Origin of the sequence: Burkholderia sp. KCJ3K979, assembly GCF_016759955.1 — a bacterium.
In the GTDB taxonomy this organism is placed as follows: Bacteria; Pseudomonadota; Gammaproteobacteria; order Burkholderiales; family Burkholderiaceae; genus Burkholderia; species Burkholderia orbicola.
Genome location: NZ_JACFYV010000004.1, coordinates 19,325 through 38,923 on the forward strand (window position 1 = coordinate 19,325; position 19,599 = coordinate 38,923).

The 19,599-nt window shown below is 65.5% G+C and carries 16 protein-coding genes and 1 tRNA gene; 6 read left to right on the top strand and 11 right to left on the bottom strand.

Annotation, left to right across the window (positions count from 1 at the left end):
• Nucleotides 1-49: 49 nt before the first annotated feature.
• The 8 genes from esaR to def form a co-directional block, all read right to left on the bottom strand.
• Nucleotides 50-751 (bottom strand): response regulator transcription factor EsaR, encoded by a 702-nt coding sequence (gene esaR, locus H3O04_RS01905; protein WP_012329434.1) that lies wholly within the window; start codon nt 749-751, stop codon nt 50-52.
• A complete protein-coding gene (gene esaS / locus H3O04_RS01910; RefSeq protein ID WP_011546482.1) occupies nt 752-3,166 on the bottom strand; it encodes a sensor histidine kinase EsaS in 2,415 nt (804 codons plus the stop codon).
• On the bottom strand, nt 3,156-3,746 hold the full coding sequence (locus H3O04_RS01915) for a DUF4390 domain-containing protein (protein WP_006477467.1): 591 nt from the start codon (nt 3,744-3,746) through the stop codon (nt 3,156-3,158). Before H3O04_RS01915 ends, esaS begins: the two co-directional genes overlap by 11 nt.
• Nucleotides 3,743-5,134 carry a 16S rRNA (cytosine(967)-C(5))-methyltransferase RsmB gene (rsmB, locus tag H3O04_RS01920; RefSeq protein WP_124479630.1) on the bottom strand — a complete coding sequence of 464 codons (1,392 nt, stop codon included), beginning with the start codon at nt 5,132-5,134 and terminating at the stop codon, nt 3,743-3,745. The genes H3O04_RS01915 and rsmB overlap by 4 nt, the downstream gene beginning before the upstream one ends.
• Before the next feature lie 232 nt (nt 5,135-5,366).
• Nucleotides 5,367-6,224 (bottom strand): zinc metalloprotease HtpX, encoded by an 858-nt coding sequence (gene htpX, locus H3O04_RS01925; protein WP_023476430.1) that lies wholly within the window; start codon nt 6,222-6,224, stop codon nt 5,367-5,369.
• 101 nt (nt 6,225-6,325) lie between these two features.
• On the bottom strand, nt 6,326-6,967 hold the full coding sequence (locus H3O04_RS01930) for a LysE family translocator (protein ID WP_027809105.1): 642 nt from the start codon (nt 6,965-6,967) through the stop codon (nt 6,326-6,328).
• 119 nt (nt 6,968-7,086) lie between these two features.
• Nucleotides 7,087-8,079, bottom strand: a complete 993-nt coding sequence (gene fmt, locus H3O04_RS01935) for a methionyl-tRNA formyltransferase (RefSeq protein WP_200160885.1) — start codon at nt 8,077-8,079, stop codon at nt 7,087-7,089.
• A gap of 34 nt (nt 8,080-8,113) precedes the next feature.
• Nucleotides 8,114-8,617: a peptide deformylase gene (def, locus tag H3O04_RS01940; protein WP_006485794.1), complete on the bottom strand. Its 504-nt coding sequence runs from the start codon at nt 8,615-8,617 to the stop codon at nt 8,114-8,116.
• Between the two features lie 185 nt (nt 8,618-8,802).
• Between def and dprA the strand changes: the two genes are divergently transcribed.
• From dprA to H3O04_RS01955, 3 genes are all read left to right on the top strand, one after another.
• Nucleotides 8,803-10,116: a DNA-processing protein DprA gene (dprA, locus tag H3O04_RS01945; RefSeq protein WP_237666146.1), complete on the top strand. Its 1,314-nt coding sequence runs from the start codon at nt 8,803-8,805 to the stop codon at nt 10,114-10,116.
• 36 nt (nt 10,117-10,152) lie between these two features.
• Nucleotides 10,153-10,533: a thioredoxin family protein gene (locus H3O04_RS01950; protein ID WP_006477457.1), complete on the top strand. Its 381-nt coding sequence runs from the start codon at nt 10,153-10,155 to the stop codon at nt 10,531-10,533.
• A 194-nt stretch (nt 10,534-10,727) separates the two neighbouring features.
• A complete protein-coding gene (locus H3O04_RS01955) occupies nt 10,728-13,325 on the top strand; it encodes a DNA topoisomerase III (protein ID WP_202587029.1) in 2,598 nt (865 codons plus the stop codon).
• 130 nt (nt 13,326-13,455) lie between these two features.
• Here the strand turns inward: H3O04_RS01955 and H3O04_RS01960 are convergent, their stop codons facing one another.
• The gene (locus tag H3O04_RS01960; protein ID WP_011546489.1) at nt 13,456-14,505 is read right to left on the bottom strand and encodes a LysR family transcriptional regulator; all 1,050 of its coding nucleotides are present in this window, start codon (nt 14,503-14,505) and stop codon (nt 13,456-13,458) included.
• A gap of 429 nt (nt 14,506-14,934) precedes the next feature.
• Between H3O04_RS01960 and H3O04_RS01965 the strand changes: the two genes are divergently transcribed.
• Nucleotides 14,935-15,948 carry a D-2-hydroxyacid dehydrogenase family protein gene (locus H3O04_RS01965; protein WP_202587030.1) on the top strand — a complete coding sequence of 338 codons (1,014 nt, stop codon included), beginning with the start codon at nt 14,935-14,937 and terminating at the stop codon, nt 15,946-15,948.
• 50 nt (nt 15,949-15,998) lie between these two features.
• Here H3O04_RS01965 and H3O04_RS01970 read toward each other — a convergent pair whose 3' ends face one another.
• On the bottom strand, nt 15,999-16,865 hold the full coding sequence (locus H3O04_RS01970; RefSeq protein WP_006477451.1) for a patatin-like phospholipase family protein: 867 nt from the start codon (nt 16,863-16,865) through the stop codon (nt 15,999-16,001).
• An 8-nt stretch (nt 16,866-16,873) separates the two neighbouring features.
• Complete coding sequence (locus H3O04_RS01975) at nt 16,874-17,278, bottom strand: PaaI family thioesterase (protein ID WP_006477449.1); 405 nt, start codon at nt 17,276-17,278, stop codon at nt 16,874-16,876.
• Between the two features lie 189 nt (nt 17,279-17,467).
• Between H3O04_RS01975 and H3O04_RS01980 the strand changes: the two genes are divergently transcribed.
• Nucleotides 17,468-17,543: transfer RNA gene (locus H3O04_RS01980), tRNA-Lys, on the top strand.
• A gap of 1,038 nt (nt 17,544-18,581) precedes the next feature.
• Nucleotides 18,582-19,532 (top strand): helix-turn-helix transcriptional regulator, encoded by a 951-nt coding sequence (locus tag H3O04_RS01985; protein ID WP_202587031.1) that lies wholly within the window; start codon nt 18,582-18,584, stop codon nt 19,530-19,532.
• Nucleotides 19,533-19,599 lie beyond the last annotated feature (67 nt).

The window sequence follows — 19,599 nt, forward strand, 5'->3', positions numbered from 1 at the left end:
AAAGTATATCGAGCTATTCGCCCCCGGGCAAGTGCTTTCGCAAAATATTTTACAGCGCACCTTCGGACGGCTTCTTGCCGAGCTCGACGCCGAGCTGCTTGAGCTTGCGATACAGGTGCGTGCGCTCGAGGCCCGTCTTCTCCGCGACGCGCGTCATGCTGCCGTTCTCGCGCGCGAGGTGATACTCGAAGTACGCGCGCTCGAACGCATCGCGCGCTTCGCGCAACGGGATGTCGAACGGGATCGCCGCCGTCTGGCCCGCGAGGCCGAGCGCCGACGCCATGTCGTCGCCGAGCGTCGGCAGCGCCGCCGCGGACGCGACCGTCGCCGGCCCCGCGGCCTGCCCGCCGCCTGCCTTCGCCGCCGCGTTCGCGGACACCGGCGCCGCGCCGCGGGCGAGACCGTGCTCGACCGACTTCAGCAGCTTCTGCAGCGCGATCGGCTTTTCGAGGAAATCGAGCGCGCCGATCTTGGTCGCCTCGACGGCGGTATCGATCGTCGCGTGCCCTGACATCATGATCACGGGCATCGTCAGCAGCCCCTGCGCCGCCCATTCCTTGAGCAGCGTGACGCCGTCGGTATCGGGCATCCAGATATCGAGCAGCACGAGATCGGGCGCCTGATTCAGCCGGTATTCCCGCGCGGCCTGCGCGTTCTCCGCCGCCTCGACGACATGTCCTTCATCGCTGAGGATCTCCGAGAGCAATTCCCGGATGCCCATTTCATCATCTACCACCAGGATGGTTGCCATTTACGCTGCCTTTGTCTGCTCACTTGCTTTTGTCTTGGCGGGAGTCGTCCCGTCCTGTGCACCCGGTTCGGCGCCTGGCGTATCGCTCGCCATCTGCAGGAACAGGATCGATACCTGCGCACCCTCGACGGTCTCGCCGTGCATGCGATTGCGCAGATCGATCCGCGCGCCGTGCTCGTCAACGATTTTCTTGACCGTGGCCAACCCGAGCCCCGTGCCCTTCGCCTTCGTCGTCACGTAAGGCTCGAACGCGCGGGTCAGGATGCGTGCCGGAAAACCGGGCCCGTTGTCGGACACGGTAAGCCGTACCGCGACGCGCGTTTTGCCCTCGGCGTCGGGGTCGCCATATTCTACTGTCTTGGTTTCGATCAACACACGCGGATGCGCGGACTCCGCGACCGAATCCTGCGCATTCTGCAGCAGGTTGTGAATCACCTGGCGCAATTGCGTCGCATCGCCGCGAATTACCGGCAGCGACGGCGCGAGCTCGGCGACGATCGGGCTCTTGCCTTCGCCGACGCCGTACAGCCCGAGCACCTCGCTCGCCAGTTCGTTCAACTGCAGGTTCGCGAGCACCGCCGGCGGCGTGCGCGCGTATTCGCGGAAATCGTCGACCATCCGCTTCATCGCGGCCACCTGGTTCACGATCATCGTCGCGCCGCGCTTGAGCACGTCCGCGTCGGGCGGCGCGAGCTTGTCCGACAGCTTCATCTGCAGCCGCTCGGCCGACAGCTGGATCGGCGTCAGCGGATTCTTGATCTCGTGCGCGAGCCGCCGCGCGACCTCGCCCCACGCGACCGAACGCTGCGCGGAAATCACGTCGGAGATGTCGTCGAACACGACGACGTAACCGGACGTCTGCGGATCGTCGGCCTGCCCCTCGACCGTCGACACGAGCCGCGTGCCGCGCACGAGCAGCGTCAGCGGATCGGTTTCGCCCGGCACCTCGATCGCGAACTGCTGCTGCCAGTGGCCGCGATCGCCGCTGCCGCCGTCGGACGCCGCCTCGCGATCGGCGAATGCCTTGCGCACCATCGCGCCGAACCCGGCGGCCACGCCGATCCGGTCGAGCGTCGTGCCGATCAGCGAGTTGAACGGCTGCCGGAAGATCCGCTCGGCGCCGCGATTGGCCGTCGTCAGCCGGAACTGGCGGTCGAGCACGAACACGCCGGCCGTCAGGTTCGCGAGGATGCTCTCGAGATACGTCTTCGAATGCTCGAGCGCGATGCGGTTCTTCTCGACCGCGAGCCGCGCCTCGGACAACTGGCGCGTCATCGCGTTGAACGACTGCGTGAGGAAGCCGAGCTCGTCGCGCGTCTTGATCTCGCGCTTCGGCGTGTAGTCGCCTTCCGTGATCTCCTTCGTGCCCTGCGCGAGCAGGAACAGCGGCCGCGCGAGCTGCTGGCCGAGCGCGAGCGCGAGCATCATCGCGATGAAGGTCGCGAGGAACAGCGCGAGTGTCAGCGTGCCGATGTACATCTTGCGCAGGCCCGTGCGGCCGAGCGACTTTTCCTGGTACTCGCGGTACGCGCGCTGCACGGCGTCCGCGTTGTGCGCGAGCCCGGGCGGCACCGGCTGCGTGAGCTGCAGGAACCGCTCCGCCGGCTGCAGCAGCGACGTCGTCGCATCGGGAATCGGCCGCACGACGCGCAACCGCAGCGCGCCCTTCGCGCCATGCGCGCGCGGGTCGCCGTCGACCTCGCCCTCGATCGCCGCATACGCGCCGTGTTCGCGCGCCTGGCTCAGCATCAGCGGCGTCGGCAGGTCGTCCGGAATCAGCGCCGCGAAATTGCCCGACGCCTGCGCGACGATGTGCAGGTCGGGCGCGGCGCCCGAGCCGCCGCGGCTCGGCTCGACGATCGTCGCGTCCTGCACGCCGAACTGGTCGCGCAGCCGCAGCAGCGTGAGCGTCGTGCCGTTCGTGTTCGCGTCGACGCTCGCGAGCTGGTCGGACATCAGCCGCGCCTTGGTCTGCAGATCGGACAGCGACGCATCGAGCATCCCGCGGCCGAGGTTCAGCCCGGCCGTCAGCGCCGTCTCGACGTTCACGTCGAACCACGACTCGATACTGCGCGACACGAACTGGTACGACACGATGTAGATGATCCCGCCCGGCACCACGCCGACGAGCGCGAAGAACACCGCGAGCTTCGCGAGCAGCCGCGTGCCGAACTTGCCCTTCCTCAGGCGCACGACGATCATCCCGATCAGCCCGAGCACCACGAGCAGGAACACGAGCGCGACGATGATGTTCGTCGCGTACAGCCACGAATAGTAGCGGTCGAAGAATTCGGTGTTCGCGCTCGCGGCCGCGAGCAGCACGAGCAGCAGCAGTGCGGTGATCGCGACCGTCGAGACGATCACGCGGATGAGGAGGCTCTTCCCGCTGGCCGCGCGGCGTACTTTATTTAGCACGTTCGGTCACCGTGAAGTTGAAGCGCTTCCAGTCCGACCCGAGCGTCCAGTCGCGGTTGTTCACGGCATCGACCTGGAACGGCTTCGGCATCAGCGCCGTGTCGAGCTGCATCCGCACCGACGCCGTGTAGGTTTCGCCCGCCCGTACCTGGTTACGGTCGATAACGTGCCACGACGTGATGTGGCGGACCACCGCGAGCGCATCCTTCAGCGACGGGAAACCGAGCTGCAGGCCGCCGGTCGACACGCGGTACTCGCGCGTGAGCGGCTGGAACGACAGGCGGATCGTCTGCGTGACCGCCACCGGCTGCTCGTCGAACCAGTACCAGCGCGCGCGGCTCAGCTCGAAGTCGGTCGTGAAGTAAAGCGGGATGCCCTTGTTGACGGCATCCTCGAGGTTCGGATTCAGCTCGAAGTCGAACCGCGCGTCCAGGCTCCAGCCGCTGCCGTCGGACTGGAGCGATGCGCGCTGCACGGCGATCGATTCGGCATGCGCCGGCCGGACGACGGCCAGGCACAGCGTCAACGCGACCAGCAGGACGGCCGCGAGCCGAAAGGGAAAAAGGTGTTTGATCGTCACCGTTTCTGAAACCGCGCGTAGAAAAATCCGTCGTGATCGGTGTTCTGGTCGAGTGCGCCGGCGGCCGCCCGTCCCTGCACGCCGCCCGGCAGCAGTTGGCCGGGGGCGTCCAATCGTACCGCATCTTCACAGGCCGCTTCAAACCAGCGGGCCTGCAATTCGCCTTCCTCGGGGAAGATCGAACAGGTCACGTAAAGCAGTTCGCCGCCCGGCTTCACGAGCGGCCACAGCGCCGACAGGATGCGACGCTGCTCCGCGACCAGCGCCGGGATGTCGGCCTCGCGGCGCAGCCAGCGGATGTCGGGGTGCCGCCGCACGATGCCGGACGCCGAGCACGGCACGTCGGCCAGGATGCGATCGAACGGACGCCCGTCGTACCAGGTGTCCGGCGCGCCCGCGTCGCCGACGCACACGTTCGCCGCGAGCGACAGGCGCACGAGATTCTCGCCGATGCGTGCCGCGCGCGTCGCGTCGCTTTCGAGCGCCACGACTTCCGCATCGGCGAGTTCGAGAATATGGCCCGTCTTGCCGCCGGGCGCCGCGCACGCGTCGAGCACGCGCATGCCGTCGCGCGCGCCGAGCCATTCGGCCGCGAGCTGCGCGCCGGCGTCCTGCACCGACACCACGCCGTCGGCGAAGCCCGGAATGCGCTCCACCGGCAGCGCCGACGCGAGCCGCACCGCGTGCCGGCCGATCGCAGTCGCGTCGATTCCGCTCGCACGCAGCGTGTCGAGATACGCATCGACGCTCGCGCGGCGCGCATTCACACGCAACGTCAGCGGCCCCTGATGCTCGCCGGCCGCGAGAATCGCCTGCCACGCATCGGGCCATGCGCGCTTCACCGCATCGACCCACCACGCGCGGTAGTTCCAGCGTGCGACCGGGTCGTCCTGCATCGCGGCGACGAGTGCGTCGCGCTCGCGCAGGAAACGGCGCAGCACCGCGTTGACCATCCCCTTTGCGAACGCGAATTCTCGGCGCGCACCGATGACGGTGACGGCCTGGTCGACCACCGTGAACGCCGGGTACGCTGCCTCGTCAGGCGGGTCGAGCAGCAGCGCGAACGCGCCGGCGAGCACCGCGTGCACGTGCGCGGGCGGCGCCTTGCTGACGAACTTGCCGATCAGCCAGTCCGCGCTGCCGAGGCGACGCATCGTCCGGTAGGCGACGTCCTGCGTCGCGCCGCGCGCGAGCGCCTGCGCACCGGACGGCATCTGCGCGAATACCGCCGACAGCGCCGCCGGCAACGCGGTGCCGCGTCGCACCGCGTCGACCGCCTGCGCGGCCGCGTCGAGCGCGAAGCCGAGCGAATCGGGCGCCAGGTGCAGCGCAGCCAGGCGCGCCGGGCGGCCGGAAGAAGTCGGGGCGGAAGAACGGGGTCGTGTCATCGGTGCGGAATCGGCAAGCAGGCGCGGCAATCAGGTGCGGCAAACAAATGCGGCAAACGGCGGGATCGCGGCGGCCAGATGACCCGGCGATCCCAAACCGCGCATTGTAGCGTGCGGCCATGCTGGCCCTTTGGCCCCTTTACGGCGCGCACAAATGAAACACCCCGCAGCGCGAAGCATGCGGGGTGGCGGGGCGGCCCCGCGCGGCAACGGCCGCGCGGGTCGCCGAGGGTCACTCGAAGCGGCCGGTGCGCGCCATCTCCATCAGGCGCGCGATGCGCTCCTCGGTGGCCGGGTGCGTCGAGAACAGGTTCTGCAGGCCGCCGCCGTGCAGCGGGTTCATGATCATCATCTGCGCGGTGGCCGGATGCGCCTCGGCCGCCTGGAACGGAATGCCCGCCGCATAGCGATGAATCTTGTCGAGCGCGGTGGCGAGCGACTGCGGATCGCCGGAAATCTGCGCGCCGCCGCGGTCGGCTTCGAACTCGCGAGCCCGCGAAATCGCCATCTGGATCAAGGCGCCTGCGATCGGGGCGAGCAGCGCGACCGCGATCCCCGCGATCGGGTTGGCCGGCCGGCCGTTCTCGTCGCGCCCGCCAAAGAACATCGCGAAGTTCGCGAGTGCCGAGATCGCGCCCGCCATCGTCGCGGTGATCGTCGAAATCAGGATGTCGCGGTGCTTCACGTGCGCGAGCTCGTGCGCCATCACGCCGCGCATCTCGCGCTCCGACAGCACGCGCAGGATGCCCGTCGTCGCGGCGACCGCCGCATGTTCGGGGTTGCGGCCCGTCGCGAATGCGTTCGGCGCATCCTCGTTGATCAGGTAGACGCGCGGCATCGGCAGGTTCGCGCGCGTGGCCAGCTCGCGCACCATCCGGTAGAACTGCGGTGCCGTGCTCTCGTCGACTTCCTGCGCGTTGTACATGCGCAGCACCATCTTGTCCGAGAACCAGTACGAGAAGAAATTCATGCCGAGCGCGAACAGCAGCGCGATCGTCATGCCGCGCGAGCCGCCGATCATCCCGCCGATCACGATGAACAGGGCCGTGATCGCGGCCATCAGCATCGCCGTTTTGACCCAATTGAACATACCCACTCCTTATCCGTCAGGGGGACCCGCCGCGCATCACAGGGCACGGCGGAAAATTGTAAGCGATTTGTTAGATAAGGTCTTGCCGGAAAAATTCAATCTCAGCGTTGCGAAGCTGCCAGACGAAGACCGAGGCCGACGAAAGCGCTGCCGACCGTGCGATCGAGCCACTTTCTGACGCCCGGCTTGCCGGAAAAGCGCTGCGTGACGCTGCCCGCCACCCACGCAACCAGGCTCGTCCAGACCGTGCTCATCGCGACGAACACCGCGCCGAGGGTCAGGAACGCCCAAGCCTTGTGCGGACTGTCGGCCGACACGAACTGCGGGAAGAACGACACGAAGAACAGCACGACCTTCGGATTCAGCACGTTGGTCCAGAAACCCTGCATGAACAGCTGGCGCAGCGGCTTGGCGGCCGCGGCCTGCGCGGCAGCGGCGCCCGACGGCGCGGCGGCCTGCTTCGCGATGATCATCCGCACGCCGAGATAGATCAGGTACGCGGCGCCGACCAGCTTGATCACCGTGAACGCGGTGGCCGACGCCGCCAGCAGCGCGGTGAGGCCGAATGCGCAGGCGAGCGCGTGGACGCAGCAGCCGGCCGAAATGCCGAACGCCGACATCAGCCCCGCGCCGCGCCCCTGCGCGACGCTGCGGCCGACGATGTAGGCCGTATCGGGGCCGGGCGTGATGTTGAGCAGGAAAACCGCGAACACGAAGAAGCCGAAATGGGTGATGCCGAACATGAAAACCTCGAAACCGGGGAGCGCAGGGAAATTCTACGCGTGCCAGCCGCCCCGCGCGACTCGGCCGTCCGGCCAGTTGCGCCGGGCCGGCAGACCGGGTCGAATGGCGCTCAGGCCTGTCAGTCGACGTCGGGCAGCGCGAAACGCTGGCCGGCGGCGAGCGGCGAACCGGCGAGGAATTCGCGTGCAGGCAGCCGCTTGCCGCCGGGCTTCTGCAGCTGGGTGACGCGCAGCGCGCCGCTGCCGCATGCGACCACCACGCCTTCCGGCGCGGCTTCGACGATCGTGCCGGGCGCCGCGGTGGCAATCGTGCCATGCGCCGCCACGGGCTCGGCCGCCCACAGCTTGATGGCCGCGCCGTCGAGCGTCGCGACGCCGCCCGGGAACGGGTCGAACGCACGCACCTGGCGCGCGAGTACGTCGGCAGGCTTGCGCCAGTCGAGCGCCGCTTCGTGCTTGCCGATCTTTTCCGCGTAGGTCACGCCGTCGGCCGGCTGCGGCGTCGCCGGCAGCGTCCCGTCGCGCTCGAGCCGCACGAGCGCGTCGACGATCAGCCGCGCGCCGTCGGCGGCGAGGCGGTCGTGCAGCGTCGCGGTCGTATCGTCGGGCGCGATCGCGATGCGCGCCTCCTCGATCATCGCGCCGGTGTCGAGGCCGACGTCCATCTGCATCAGCGTGACGCCCGTCTCGGCGTCGCCTGCTTCGATCGCACGATGGATCGGCGCCGCGCCGCGCCAGCGCGGCAGCAGCGATGCGTGAATGTTGATGCAGCCGGCGCGCGGGATATCGAGCACTTCCTGCGGCAGCAGCAGGCCGTACGCGGCCACCACCATCACGTCGTGCGGCGTCCTGCGCAGCAGTTCGATCGCGTCGGCCGCCTCCGCCGGGTACTTGCCCGTGCGGCGCAGCGACGGCGGCTGCGCGACGGCCATCCCGTGCTCGACGGCGTAGCGCTTCACGGCACTCGCCTGGAGCTTCATCCCGCGCCCGGCCGGGCGATCGGGCTGGGTGAGCACGAGCGGCACCGGGAAACCGGCCTCGTGGATCGCGGCCAGGGCGGCCGCGGCGAATTCCGGCGTGCCGGCAAAAATCACGCGCAACGTATGGGTCATGACAGCGTTCGGGGTCGGGCTGGGCGCACGCGCATCACATCGCGCGTTCGAGTTTCTTCATCTTCGTCTTGATGCGCGTCTGCTTGAGCGGCGACAGATATTCGACGAACACGCGGCCCATCAGGTGATCCATCTCGTGCTGGACGCACACGGCGAGCAGGCCTTCGCAGTCGAGCTCGAACGTCTCGCCCTGCTCGTTGAGCGCACGCACGCGCACGTGGTCGGGGCGTTCGACTTCGTCGTAGATGCCGGGCACCGACAGGCAGCCTTCTTCATAGGTCTGCTTGGCATCGCTCGACCACACGATCTCCGGGTTGATGAACGCGCGCAGCTCGTTCTTCTCTTCGGAGACGTCGATCACGATCACGCGCTCGTGCACGTCGACCTGCGTGGCCGCCAGGCCGATGCCGGGCGCCGCGTACATGGTCTCGGCCATGTCGGCGACGAGCTTGCGGATCCGGTCGTCGACCTTGTCGACGGGCTTCGCGACCTTGTGCAGCCGCTTGTCGGGGTAATGAAGAATATTGAGCAATGCCATGGTATTCGGTATTCGGTGGAGCGGCGTGCCGCATCGGCCATCCGACCGGCTGGCGCCGCCGCCGGGATGCAATGAAGATGAGGCGGATGCGTGGCATATCAATGCCGCGGATCGCGCCTCCTGCAATCGGCCGCGTGCCTGCGCGCACGGCCCTGTCGAGTATTTCGGATGATGAAAATTTTATCATGGCGCCACGCGCTCCGCTGGCCGCCGCATTCGAGGGCCGCCTCATGTCCCCGCAAGCGTTGACGCCCTCCGCGCTGCGCGCGTGGCTGCAGCTCGCGCATGCGCCCGGTCTCTCGCCCGCCGTGCTGCAGGTGCTGCTCGCGGCTTTCGGCTCGCCGGAAGCGCTGCTGCGCGCGCCCGACGAGGCAATCGCCGCCGTGGCCAGCCCCGCCGCCGCGCAGGCCGTCCGCGCGAGCGAGCGCGACGATCTCGATACGCGCACCGACGCCGCGCTCGCGTGGCTCGACGGGCCGGGCAACGTGCTCGTCACACTGAGCGATCCGGCCTACCCGCCGCGGCTGCGCGATCTGCACGATCCGCCGCCGCTGCTATATGTAAAGGGGCAGCTCGACCTGCTGCACGCACGCGGCCTCGCGGTGGTCGGCAGCCGCCATGCGACGCCGCAGGGGCTCGCCGACGCCACGCATTTCGCCCACGTGTTGTCCGACGCGGGCCTCACGATCGTCTCGGGCCTCGCACTCGGCATCGACGGCGCCGCGCATCGTGGCGGGCTCGACGGCCGCTCGGGCACCGTCGCGGTGATCGCGACGGGCGCCGATCTCGTCTACCCGGCGCGACACCGCGCGCTCGCCCACGAAATCGCCGCACACGGCGCGATCGTGTCGGAATGGCCGCTCGGCACGCCGGCCCGCGCCGCGCATTTCCCGCAGCGCAACCGGCTGATCGCCGCGCTCGCGATCGGCGCGCTCGTCGTCGAGGCCGCCCCGCGCTCGGGGTCGCTGATCACCGCGCGGCTCGCGAACGAATTGGGGCGCGATGTGTTCGCGATGCCCGGTTCGATCCACGCGCCGCTCGCGCAGGGCTGCCACGCGCTGATCCGCGACGGCGCGAAGCTCACCGCGGCGCCGCTCGACGTGCTCGAGGAATACGGGCTGGGCGAACCGGCGGCGCGCGCAACGAGCGGCGCAATGCGAGCCGGTAATCAGGGCCCGAATGCCGACGAGATCCGCGAACCCGAAGCTGCCTGCATCGCGCAAGCGGGTCGCCCTGCCTCGACCACCGCACCGGCCTCCATCGAAGCCGCGCCACCAGGCACCCCGTCGGAACAGGCGGTGCTCGCTGCGCTGGGATACGGCCCCGTGACGTACGAATGGCTGGCCGAGCACAGCGGCCTGTCCGACGACGTGCTGCATGGCGCGCTGCTCGCGCTGGAGCTGGCTGGCCGCGTCGCGAGCGTCGCCGGCGGACGCTTCGCGCGGCTTGACGCCGCGCCCACCCCGTCTGCGCGGGGCGTGCTACATTCCCCGGCATAGGGGCGGCCCGGCCGCCGACGCTACCCAAGGAATTCCATGCCCGCGCTGAATCTCGACACCGATGCAGATCGGATCGCCGAGCGCCTCGCCGATCCCGGCACGTTGCTGGTCGCCTGCCTGTGCGCCGAGTGGTGCGGCACGTGCCGCGACTACCGGAGCGCCTTCGACCAGCTCGCCGATGCGCATCCGGACGCCTGCTTCGCCTGGATCGACATCGAAACCCATGCCGACCGCCTCGACGATCTCGACGTCGAGAATTTCCCGACCATCCTGATCGAGGATGCCCACACCGCCCGCTTCTTTGGCACGGTGCTGCCGCACGCGGCGATCGTCGAGCGCATGCTGTCCGACCTGAGTGCGGTGCCCGGTGCGCCGCACGCACCGAAATTGCGCGACATCCTGAACGTCGAAGCCTGAATTCGCGGGCCCGCCCGGCGGTTTTGCGCAGGCTGGCGCGGCCCGCCGCGCCGGGCGCTTGCCGCCATTGCAGCCCCCCTCTATGATGAGCCGCTTTTTACACGCCGAGCCGCCGTCGCTGCGGCGTGTGCTATAAAGCGGTCGTAAAAGGGACCCACAACCGGGCGAACCCGGTCTACCAACACACACCTGTCATGTCCAAAGCACTGATCATTGCGGAAAAGCCTTCTGTCGCGAACGACATCGCACGCGCTTTGGGCGGCTTTACCAAGCATGACGAGTATTACGAGAGCGACGATTTCGTCCTTTCGTCCGCTGTCGGCCACCTGCTGGAAATCGCCGCCCCGGAGGAGTACGAGGTCAAACGCGGGAAATGGAGCTTCGCGCATCTGCCCGTCATTCCCCCGCATTTCGACCTGAACCCGATCGCAAAAAGCGAGTCGCGCCTCAAGGTGCTCACGAAGCTGATGAAGCGCAAGGACGTCGACCGCCTGATCAACGCATGTGACGCGGGGCGCGAGGGCGAGCTGATTTTCCGCCTGATCGCGCAGCACGCGAAGGCGAAACAGCCAGTCCAGCGCCTGTGGTTGCAATCGATGACGCCGCAGGCGATTCGCGACGGTTTCGCGAACCTGCGCAGCGACACGGACATGCAGCCGCTCGCCGACGCCGCACGCTGCCGCTCGGAAGCCGACTGGCTCGTCGGGATCAACGGCACCCGCGCGATGACCGCGTTCAACAGCAAGGGCGGCGGCTTCTTCCTGACCACCGTCGGCCGGGTTCAGACGCCAACGTTGTCGATCGTCGTCGAACGTGAAGAGAAAATCCGCCGCTTCATCCCGCGCGACTACTGGGAAGTGAAGGCCGAATTCGCGTGCGCGAGCGGCTTCTACGAAGGGAAGTGGTACGACCCGAAATTCAAGCGCGACGAATTCGATCCGGAAAAGCGCGACTCCCGTCTGTGGAGCCTGCCGGCTGCCGAGACGATCGTCGCCGCCTGCCGCGACCAGATCGGCACGGTGTCCGAGGAATCGAAGCCGTCGACGCAACTGTCGCCGCTGCTGTTCGATCTGACGAGCCTGCAGCGCGAAGCGAACGGCCGTTTCGGCTTCTCCGCGAAGAACACGCTCGGTCTCGCGCAGGCGCTGTATGAAAAGCACAAGGTACTGACCTACCCGCGTACCGACGCGCGCGCGCTGCCGGAAGACTACCTGTCGACCGTGCAGTCCACGCTCGAGATGCTCAAGGAGAGCAACAACTACCTGCCGCACGCGAAGCAGGTGCTCGACAAGGGTTGGGTGAAGCCGAACAAGCGGATCTTCGACAACTCGAAGATCAGCGACCACTTTGCAATCATCCCGACGCTCCAGGCGCCGAAGGCGCTGTCCGAGCCCGAGCAGAAGCTGTACGACCTCGTCGTGAAGCGCTTCCTCGCCGTGTTCTTCCCGGCGGCCGAATTCCGCGTGACGACCCGGATCACCGAAGTCGCCGGCCATCACTTCAAGACCGAAGGCAAGGTGCTGGTCGAGCCGGGCTGGCTGCAGGTGTACGGCCGCGACGCCGAAGGCGCGGACGCGAACCTCGTGCCGGTGCAGAAGGACGAGAAGGTGAAGACCGACGAGATCGCCGCCGTCGCGCTCGTGACCAAACCGCCCGCACGCTACTCGGAAGCGACGCTGCTGTCCGCGATGGAAGGCGCGGGCAAGCTGGTCGAGGACGACGAGCTGCGCGAGGCGATGGCCGCGAAGGGCCTCGGCACGCCGGCCACGCGTGCGGCGATCATCGAAGGCCTGCTCGGCGAAAAGTACCTGCTGCGCGAAGGCCGCGAACTGATCCCGACCGCGAAGGCATTCCAGCTGATGACGCTGCTGCGCGGCCTCGGCGTGAAGGAACTCACGGCGCCCGAGCTCACCGGCGAATGGGAATACAAGCTGTCGCAGATGGAGCGCGGCAATCTCGGCCGCGACGCGTTCATGCAGGAAATCGCCCGCATGACGCAACAGATCGTCAAGCGCGCGAAGGAATACGATTCCGACACGATCCCCGGCGATTACGCGACGCTCCAGACACCGTGCCCGAATTGCGGCGGCCAGGTGAAGGAAAACTACCGCCGCTTCGCGTGCACGAAGTGCGACTTCTCGATCTCGAAGATCCCGGGCAGCCGGCAGTTCGAGATCCCGGAAGTCGAGGAGCTGCTGCAGAAGAAGGAAATCGGGCCGCTGTCCGGGTTCCGCAGCAAGATGGGCCGCCCGTTCTCGGCGATCCTCAAGCTGTCCTTCGACGACGAGACGAAGAACTACAAGCTCGAGTTCGATTTCGGTCAGGACCAAGGCGGCGAGGAAGGCGAAGCGCCCGACTTCTCCGCGCAGGAGCCGGTCGGCGCGTGCCCGAAGTGCAAGGGCCGCGTGTTCGAGCACGGGATGAGCTACGTGTGCGAACACTCGGTAGCGAACCCGAAGACCTGCGACTTCCGCTCGGGCAAGGTGATCCTGCAGCAGGAAATCACGCGCGAGCAGATGGGCAAGCTGCTCGCCGACGGCCGCACGGATCTGCTGCCGAACTTCAAGTCGTCGCGTACCGGCCGCAACTTCAAGGCGTTCCTCGTGAAGCAGCCGGACGGCAAGATCGGTTTCGAGTTCGAGAAGAAGGAACCGAAAACCGCCGCCGCGAAGAAGACGGCCAAATCGGCGACGAAGGATGCCGAAACCGTGACGGAAGGCGCCGAAGAGAAACCGGCACCGGCGCGCAAGACCGCCGCCCGCAAGACGACGGCGCGCAAGACGGGTTCGTGACGGCCCGGGCGCCGGGCGCCGCTTGCTGCACGCCCGGCTCCGGCATGCAGCCATAAAAAAACGCGGATCGATCGATCCGCGTTTTTTCTTTGTGCCGGCTGTAGCGCTGCCGGCCCGGGCCGCTGCGCCGTTACAGCGGCGACGGCACCGCTGCGCGCGTGCGCGGCGAGCGCGCCAGACGCGGCTGCAGGTTCGGATCGGTCGATTCGGGCTGCTCGGCGCGCATCTCGACGCCGATCGGCGGCAGCGTCGCGCTCTGCGCGGCCCACTGTTCGCCCATCATCGCGTCGGTCGAGTGGCTGAAATGCTCGACGAGATGGTCGATGAACGTGCGCACCTTCGCCGGCAGATGGCGCCGGCTCGGATAGGCGATGTTGATCTCGACTTGCGGCAGCCGGAAATCCGGCAGCAGCCGCACGAGCGCGCCGCGCGCGATGTCGCTGCCGATCAGGTAGCTCGGCAGGATCGCGACACCCATCCCGAGCAACGCGAACTGGCGCAGCATCGCGGTGTTGTTCGCGACGATCACGTTGGTCGGGCGCACGCGCACTTCGCCGTCCGGCCCCGTGAACACGCGCTCGTCGCCCCAGTATTCGGTCGGCAGGCTCAGCGCCGGGTGCTCGGCGAGCTGTTCCGGATGCGTCGGCACGCCGTGCTTCTCCAGATAGCTCGGCGTCGCGCACACGGTCATGCAACCGGTGGTCAGGCGCCGCGTGACGATGCTCGCGCTACGCATCTGGCGCGTGACGACGATGCCGACGTCGAAACCTTCCTCGACCAGATCGACCTGCCGGTCGACCAGCGTGAGATCGGGCACCACCTTCGGGAAATTCTCCGTGTACGACTGCAGCACGGGGGCAAGGTTGTGCAGGCCGAACACCACCGGCGCGACGATGCGCAGCGTGCCGACGGGCTCGTGATTGCGTGCGACGACCATCTGCTCGACGTCCTCGAGCTCGTCGAGGATCTGGCGGGCACGCTCCAGATAGACCTGACCCGACTCCGTCAGGGAGAGGCTGCGCGTGGTGCGGTTAAGCAAACGCGTGCCGAGCCGGCCTTCCAGATCGGCGACGTGGCGCGTCGCGACCGCGTTGGAGATATCCATTGCGCTCGCGGCCCGCGCGAAACTGCCGAGATCTGCAACCTTGACGAACACGCGCATCGACTGCAAATGATCCATAAACGACTCCTGCCGCTGTTACAACTTCAAAAAGATGAAGCAAATGCGTAATTCTCCTACGACAGCGGAAATGATGCAGAGTTGCTCAACAAGGGGCCGGTTGACGATAAAAATAGTCAAAAATCCTCGGCTTCTGCGGATAGTTGATCCAATTATTCTGCCGAGAGCAACAATTGGGTGAACCTCGTCGAGTAAATGGCCGAATCAGGAAGGACATATTTGATGCGACACAACAGCGCACCCTGTTGCACCGCGCGGGAGCGGCGCCGGGTGTGGCTGGCGCTGATTGCGGCGGAGCGTAACAACCTGTTAAAAAGACACCATGGAGGCGGCCGACGTAGCATCATGTCGGCCCCGGCCGGGCGGGACGGGTGCGCAAGGTGCGCCGCCGCCACGGCCCCGCTTTCAACGCGCGACACCCCGTTCACCATGAAAATTGCCATCCTCGACGACTACCAGGACGCCGTCCGCAAGCTGAACTGCTTCGAGATGCTCGCCGGCCACGACGTAAAGGTCTTCAACAATACGGTGCGCGGCCTCGGACAGCTCGCCAGCCGTCTGGCGGAAGTCGAAGCGCTCGTGCTGATTCGTGAACGGACCCCGATTACGTCCCAGTTGCTCGCCAAACTGCCGAACCTGCGCATGATCAGCCAGACCGGCCGCGTGTCGAGCCACATCGATCTCGACGCGTGTACCGACCGCGGCGTCGCGGTGCTCGAAGGCACCGGTTCGCCGGTCGCGCCGGCCGAGCTGACCTGGGCGCTCGTGATGGCCGCCCAGCGCCGCATTCCGCAGTACGTCGCAAACCTGAAGCAGGGTGCGTGGCAGCAGTCGGGCCTGAAGACGTCGGCGCTGCCGCCGAACTTCGGTCTGGGCCAGGTGCTGCGCGGCCAGACGCTCGGCATCTGGGGCTACGGCAAGATCGGCCGGCTCGTCGCCGGCTACGGCAAGGCGTTCGGGATGAACGTGCTGATCTGGGGCCGTGAGCATTCGCTCGAAGCCGCGCGCGCCGACGGCTACACGGCCGCCGAGAACCGCGAAGCGCTGTTCGAGCAAAGCGACGTGCTGTCGCTGCACCTGCGCCTGCACGACGACACGCGCGGCATCGTGAAGCAGGAAGACCTGATGCGGATGAAGCCGACGTCGCTGCTCGTCAACACGAGCCGCGCCGAGCTGCTCGAGGAAAACGCGCTCGTCAACGCGCTGTCGCACAACCGGCCGGGCATGGTCGCGATCGACGTGTTCGAAAGCGAGCCGATCCTGCAGGGCTACAGCCTGCTGCGGATGGAAAACGTGATCTGCACGCCGCACATCGGCTACGTCGAGCGCGAAAGCTACGAGCTGTATTTCAGTGCCGCATTCCGCAACATTCTCGCGTTCGACGACGGCGACATGTCGAGCGTCGCCAATCCGGAAGCGCTGACGCCGATCCGCAAGCGCTGATCGCACAGGCTGCGCGCGTCGCGCGGCCCCCTTTGCTCCATTCCCGCTCGTCAGGCGGCCACGCGGCCGCCCGTCATCGCGCCGACGCGCGTGAGGAAGTGCTCGCCGTCGCGCCGCCCGAGATCGTACGCATGCCGCATCTGCGACGGGCTCGTGTAATCCCAGCTCGAAATCGGCACCTTGCTCGACGGCTGCACGTACAGCCGCCGCTGGTCGCCATGCGCGACCGTGAACATCTGCGGACGCGGATACAGCCGCGTGACCAGCACCAGCACGTCGCCCGGCGACGGATCGAGCGCATCGACCGGCACGTTGTCGACCATCCCGCCGTCGAGCACCGGCCGGCCGCCACGCCGCAGCACCGGCGTGAACGGCGGCGTGCAGGACGACTGCAGGATCAGGTCGGCGAGTTCGTCGACGTGCGTGCAGGCCTGCGCCCGCACGAATTCGGGGCGAAAACCGAGCGTGCGCCCGAGCGTCGGGTGCAGCGTCTTGCGCACGTACTTCTCGATGTTGTATGCGACGAGGCCGGCCGCGACCGCGCTGCGCGCGCCGAGCCAGCGCGGCACGTGCGACACGCCGATGCGGATCTCCGGCGCCGCGGCGAGCTGCGCGAACGGCTCGCCGTAGATGTCGAGCAGCGCCTGACGATAGATCCGGTAATGCGGAAACACGGGCTCGCGCCCGAACAGGTTGCCCCAGTAGGCATTCTTCCGGTTGTGGCGCAGCGCCTCTTCGTAATAGCGCATCACCCATGCGGCGTCGCGCGTATACAGCATGCAGGCGGTGGCCGCGCCGGCCGAGATGCCGGTGATCACGCGCGGGCGCAGGGCGAGGGCCGGCTGGGCGACGTCCCAGAAGCCGGCCTGCCACCAGCAGCGATTGCCGCCGCCCGCAAAGACGATCTGGTCGAACATCGCGCCGCTCAGCTGACGAGCGCGTAGGTCGACGTCGCGTGAACGGCCATTTTGCCGTCCTCGTCGAACAGCTCGACTTCGCCGAATACGAGGTTGCGGCCCATCCGCAGCACGCGCGCGGTGACGAGCACGTCGCCCTTGCGCACCGGACGCATGAAGTTGGTGTTCAGCGACACCGTCGTCATCGGCCGGAATTCGCCGAGCGCGGCCGAGATCGCGACCACCATCGCGGTGTCGGCGGCCGCCGTGAACACCTGGCCGCAGATGATGCCGCCCGAATGACGGAACTCGCCGGAAAACGGCAGGCGCAGCGTGACGCTGTCATCGCCGATCGACACGGGGACCAGACCCAGCGAGCGGACCCACGGGGCCAGCAGGCGATCCAGCAATTCGCGGACTGCGTTTTCGTCCATCTTCGATGTCCAGAAAGCGTTGCGCGACCGCCGCGCAACACGTGTGGCGTCATCATACCGGGAGCGCGCGAACTGCGATCGCTCGTTACCGCGCCGACAGCCGTCGTTGTCTTGACGAAATATTTTCAGGAAATTTGCACAAAGGGCTTGCCATGCCCTGAAAACCCCGGCATAATCTTTCTTCTGTTGGGGGCGTTAGCTCAGTTGGTAGAGCAGCGGACTCTTAATCCGTAGGTCGAGTGTTCGAGTCACTCACGCCCCACCAGGAATTTCAAAGGCCGGTCAGCGAAAGCTGATCGGCCTTTTCCGTTTTGGCCGCTGTCAATGAAATGTTGACCGCGTGCTCGCCGCCCCCTCATTCCGGCAACGCTGAGCACGACTTCATTCGAGTCAGCTTGCTTTGCGCTCTGAAACACCTCGCGCGTCGCCCGCCACGGCCTCTACAACGAAGCACATGCCGTTACGTGCTCTGACGCGCTAGCGTTCCACTACTTGCGAGGCGCAGGGAGGATACCGGCGATTTTCCGCATGCAAGCATACGCGCTGCTCTCTCGGAGTATCTATTTCTGCAGGGCTCGAACCACAAACAGCAAAGCTGCTACGCGCTTCTCCCCAGAAGAATGGAACGGACACTTCAGTCGGCCCCCATCTAAGCAGGAAACGCCCGGCGCATGGCGCCCCCGATACAGAACATCCGAAGTGAGTTCCGCCGCCCGACCACATGATCGAAGCCTGAACGAAGGCAACCAGCACGAAGAAAACTACGTACAAAGCCATCATTCGAATAGTTTTTAAAATCGAGTCATGATCGATTTTACCCCGCCCCAAATAGATCGGTTTATCGCGGCAATCGCCCCAGTAACCACCTACGTCTTCATGTGACACGCAGTCAGACGGACAAGTCGCAAGATTTCCTAGATTATAAGAATCAGACAACAATCCCAGCAGCCAGCATTTATTCGCAACGTTCCTCCGATAGCGGAGTCGATAATGCACGTGCCTGCTGCTCAGCTCCGCGTTGCACAGACGGGTATCACCAGCGCCGCGACAACAATATTTGCACGCCTCAGAATGGTATGAGCTTCGCCAACAAACGCAGGCGTTTTGACGAAACACCAACGGAACACTGCATCCTTGACAACGCAACTGATTGGCTGGTTGACGCTGCTGAACCGCGGTACGTCTCATGGAACCCATAAAAACCTCCATCTAAAAATGATGGCTCCATGCTATAAATGCCGCATGCAGCACGCACGCCCAAAATCTCACTGAGCCTCAAGTAAAATTTGTCCAAGGTCTGCCAATGACAACGCAAAACCAAGATCGAATCGATGAAGAAGGCGCCCCTACGTCAGCCAAAGTCGGTCGCGAAAGTTGGCCCCCACACCCTGGGGCTGTGCTCAGAGAGCAAATCAACGGTATCGCTCTTGAAACCCTATGCGTGAATTTGGCCACATCCCCTGCCGCACTATCGTTACTGCTTGACGAAAAAATCCCCCTCACGGCTGGCATAGCCCTGAGATTGAGCAGAACACTCCCTGGCCGGAGCTTTCACGAATGGATGAAAATTCAGAATGACTATGATCTCCACACAGAAGAATTTAGATTGAAATACGTTGCTTCAGGACATCATTTTGATTTATCACACCTACTCCCCGCCGATCAAAAAAACAAACATGGAAAAGCAAAAATGGGGAAAGATTTTCGCCGATTCATAACCCATTACCTAACAAATCAGATAGAAGAAAGCGTCAATTCGCAGCGAAAACAAGTCGGTCTATCACCGTGGAAAGATAGAGATTTCGAAAAGGCATTCTCGCTCGGAACTGGAAACGATGCCCATTCCGGGAGGCAGTGGCGTCGCCTAAAGAGCAAATCCGGAGGCAGCACGACTGAAGATAAAATTATGCAAATCAAGCGATTCGCAGAAAAAAGGGGCTGGCTACCATCCACGGAATTTAATATCACCGAAGACATGGTGAGAGAATTTCTGGAAATACAGAACCTCAATTTTCTAGATGTTAAAAAAAATGAAATCTGTCACTTAATAGAAATATTCTCTAGCACATTAAGAGAATGTGCTTTTCAGCGTCTTGCGCTTTGGGGGACCGATGTTTATAATTTGGACCCTGACGAGTCCGTCTTGGACGAGTACTCCTCGGAAGAGGAGATCCAGGAATTTATTCTCGAACAAATGAATAAAATCCAACGCAATCTGGAGTGGATGACAATTTCACTACGAAACATACGATAAGGATATTCGGTGCGAGAACCCACCCCGAGACCAAGGCCGGTCAGCGAAAGCTGACCGGCCTTTTCCG

Coding starts and splice junctions, on each gene's coding strand:
- def (WP_006485794.1), bottom strand. CDS start 8,617: ATGGCATTGCTCAATATTCTTCATTACCCCGACAAGCGGCTGCACAAG.
- htpX (WP_023476430.1), bottom strand. CDS start 6,224: ATGTTCAATTGGGTCAAAACGGCGATGCTGATGGCCGCGATCACGGCC.
- H3O04_RS01960 (WP_011546489.1), bottom strand. CDS start 14,505: ATGGATCATTTGCAGTCGATGCGCGTGTTCGTCAAGGTTGCAGATCTC.
- rsmB (WP_124479630.1), bottom strand. CDS start 5,134: ATGACACGACCCCGTTCTTCCGCCCCGACTTCTTCCGGCCGCCCGGCG.
- H3O04_RS01965 (WP_202587030.1), top strand. CDS start 14,935: ATGAAAATTGCCATCCTCGACGACTACCAGGACGCCGTCCGCAAGCTG.
- H3O04_RS01975 (WP_006477449.1), bottom strand. CDS start 17,278: ATGGACGAAAACGCAGTCCGCGAATTGCTGGATCGCCTGCTGGCCCCG.
- H3O04_RS01970 (WP_006477451.1), bottom strand. CDS start 16,865: ATGTTCGACCAGATCGTCTTTGCGGGCGGCGGCAATCGCTGCTGGTGG.
- H3O04_RS01985 (WP_202587031.1), top strand. CDS start 18,582: ATGACAACGCAAAACCAAGATCGAATCGATGAAGAAGGCGCCCCTACG.
- H3O04_RS01950 (WP_006477457.1), top strand. CDS start 10,153: ATGCCCGCGCTGAATCTCGACACCGATGCAGATCGGATCGCCGAGCGC.
- dprA (WP_237666146.1), top strand. CDS start 8,803: ATGGCGCCACGCGCTCCGCTGGCCGCCGCATTCGAGGGCCGCCTCATG.
- fmt (WP_200160885.1), bottom strand. CDS start 8,079: ATGACCCATACGTTGCGCGTGATTTTTGCCGGCACGCCGGAATTCGCC.
- esaR (WP_012329434.1), bottom strand. CDS start 751: ATGGCAACCATCCTGGTGGTAGATGATGAAATGGGCATCCGGGAATTG.
- H3O04_RS01955 (WP_202587029.1), top strand. CDS start 10,728: ATGTCCAAAGCACTGATCATTGCGGAAAAGCCTTCTGTCGCGAACGAC.
- H3O04_RS01930 (WP_027809105.1), bottom strand. CDS start 6,967: ATGTTCGGCATCACCCATTTCGGCTTCTTCGTGTTCGCGGTTTTCCTG.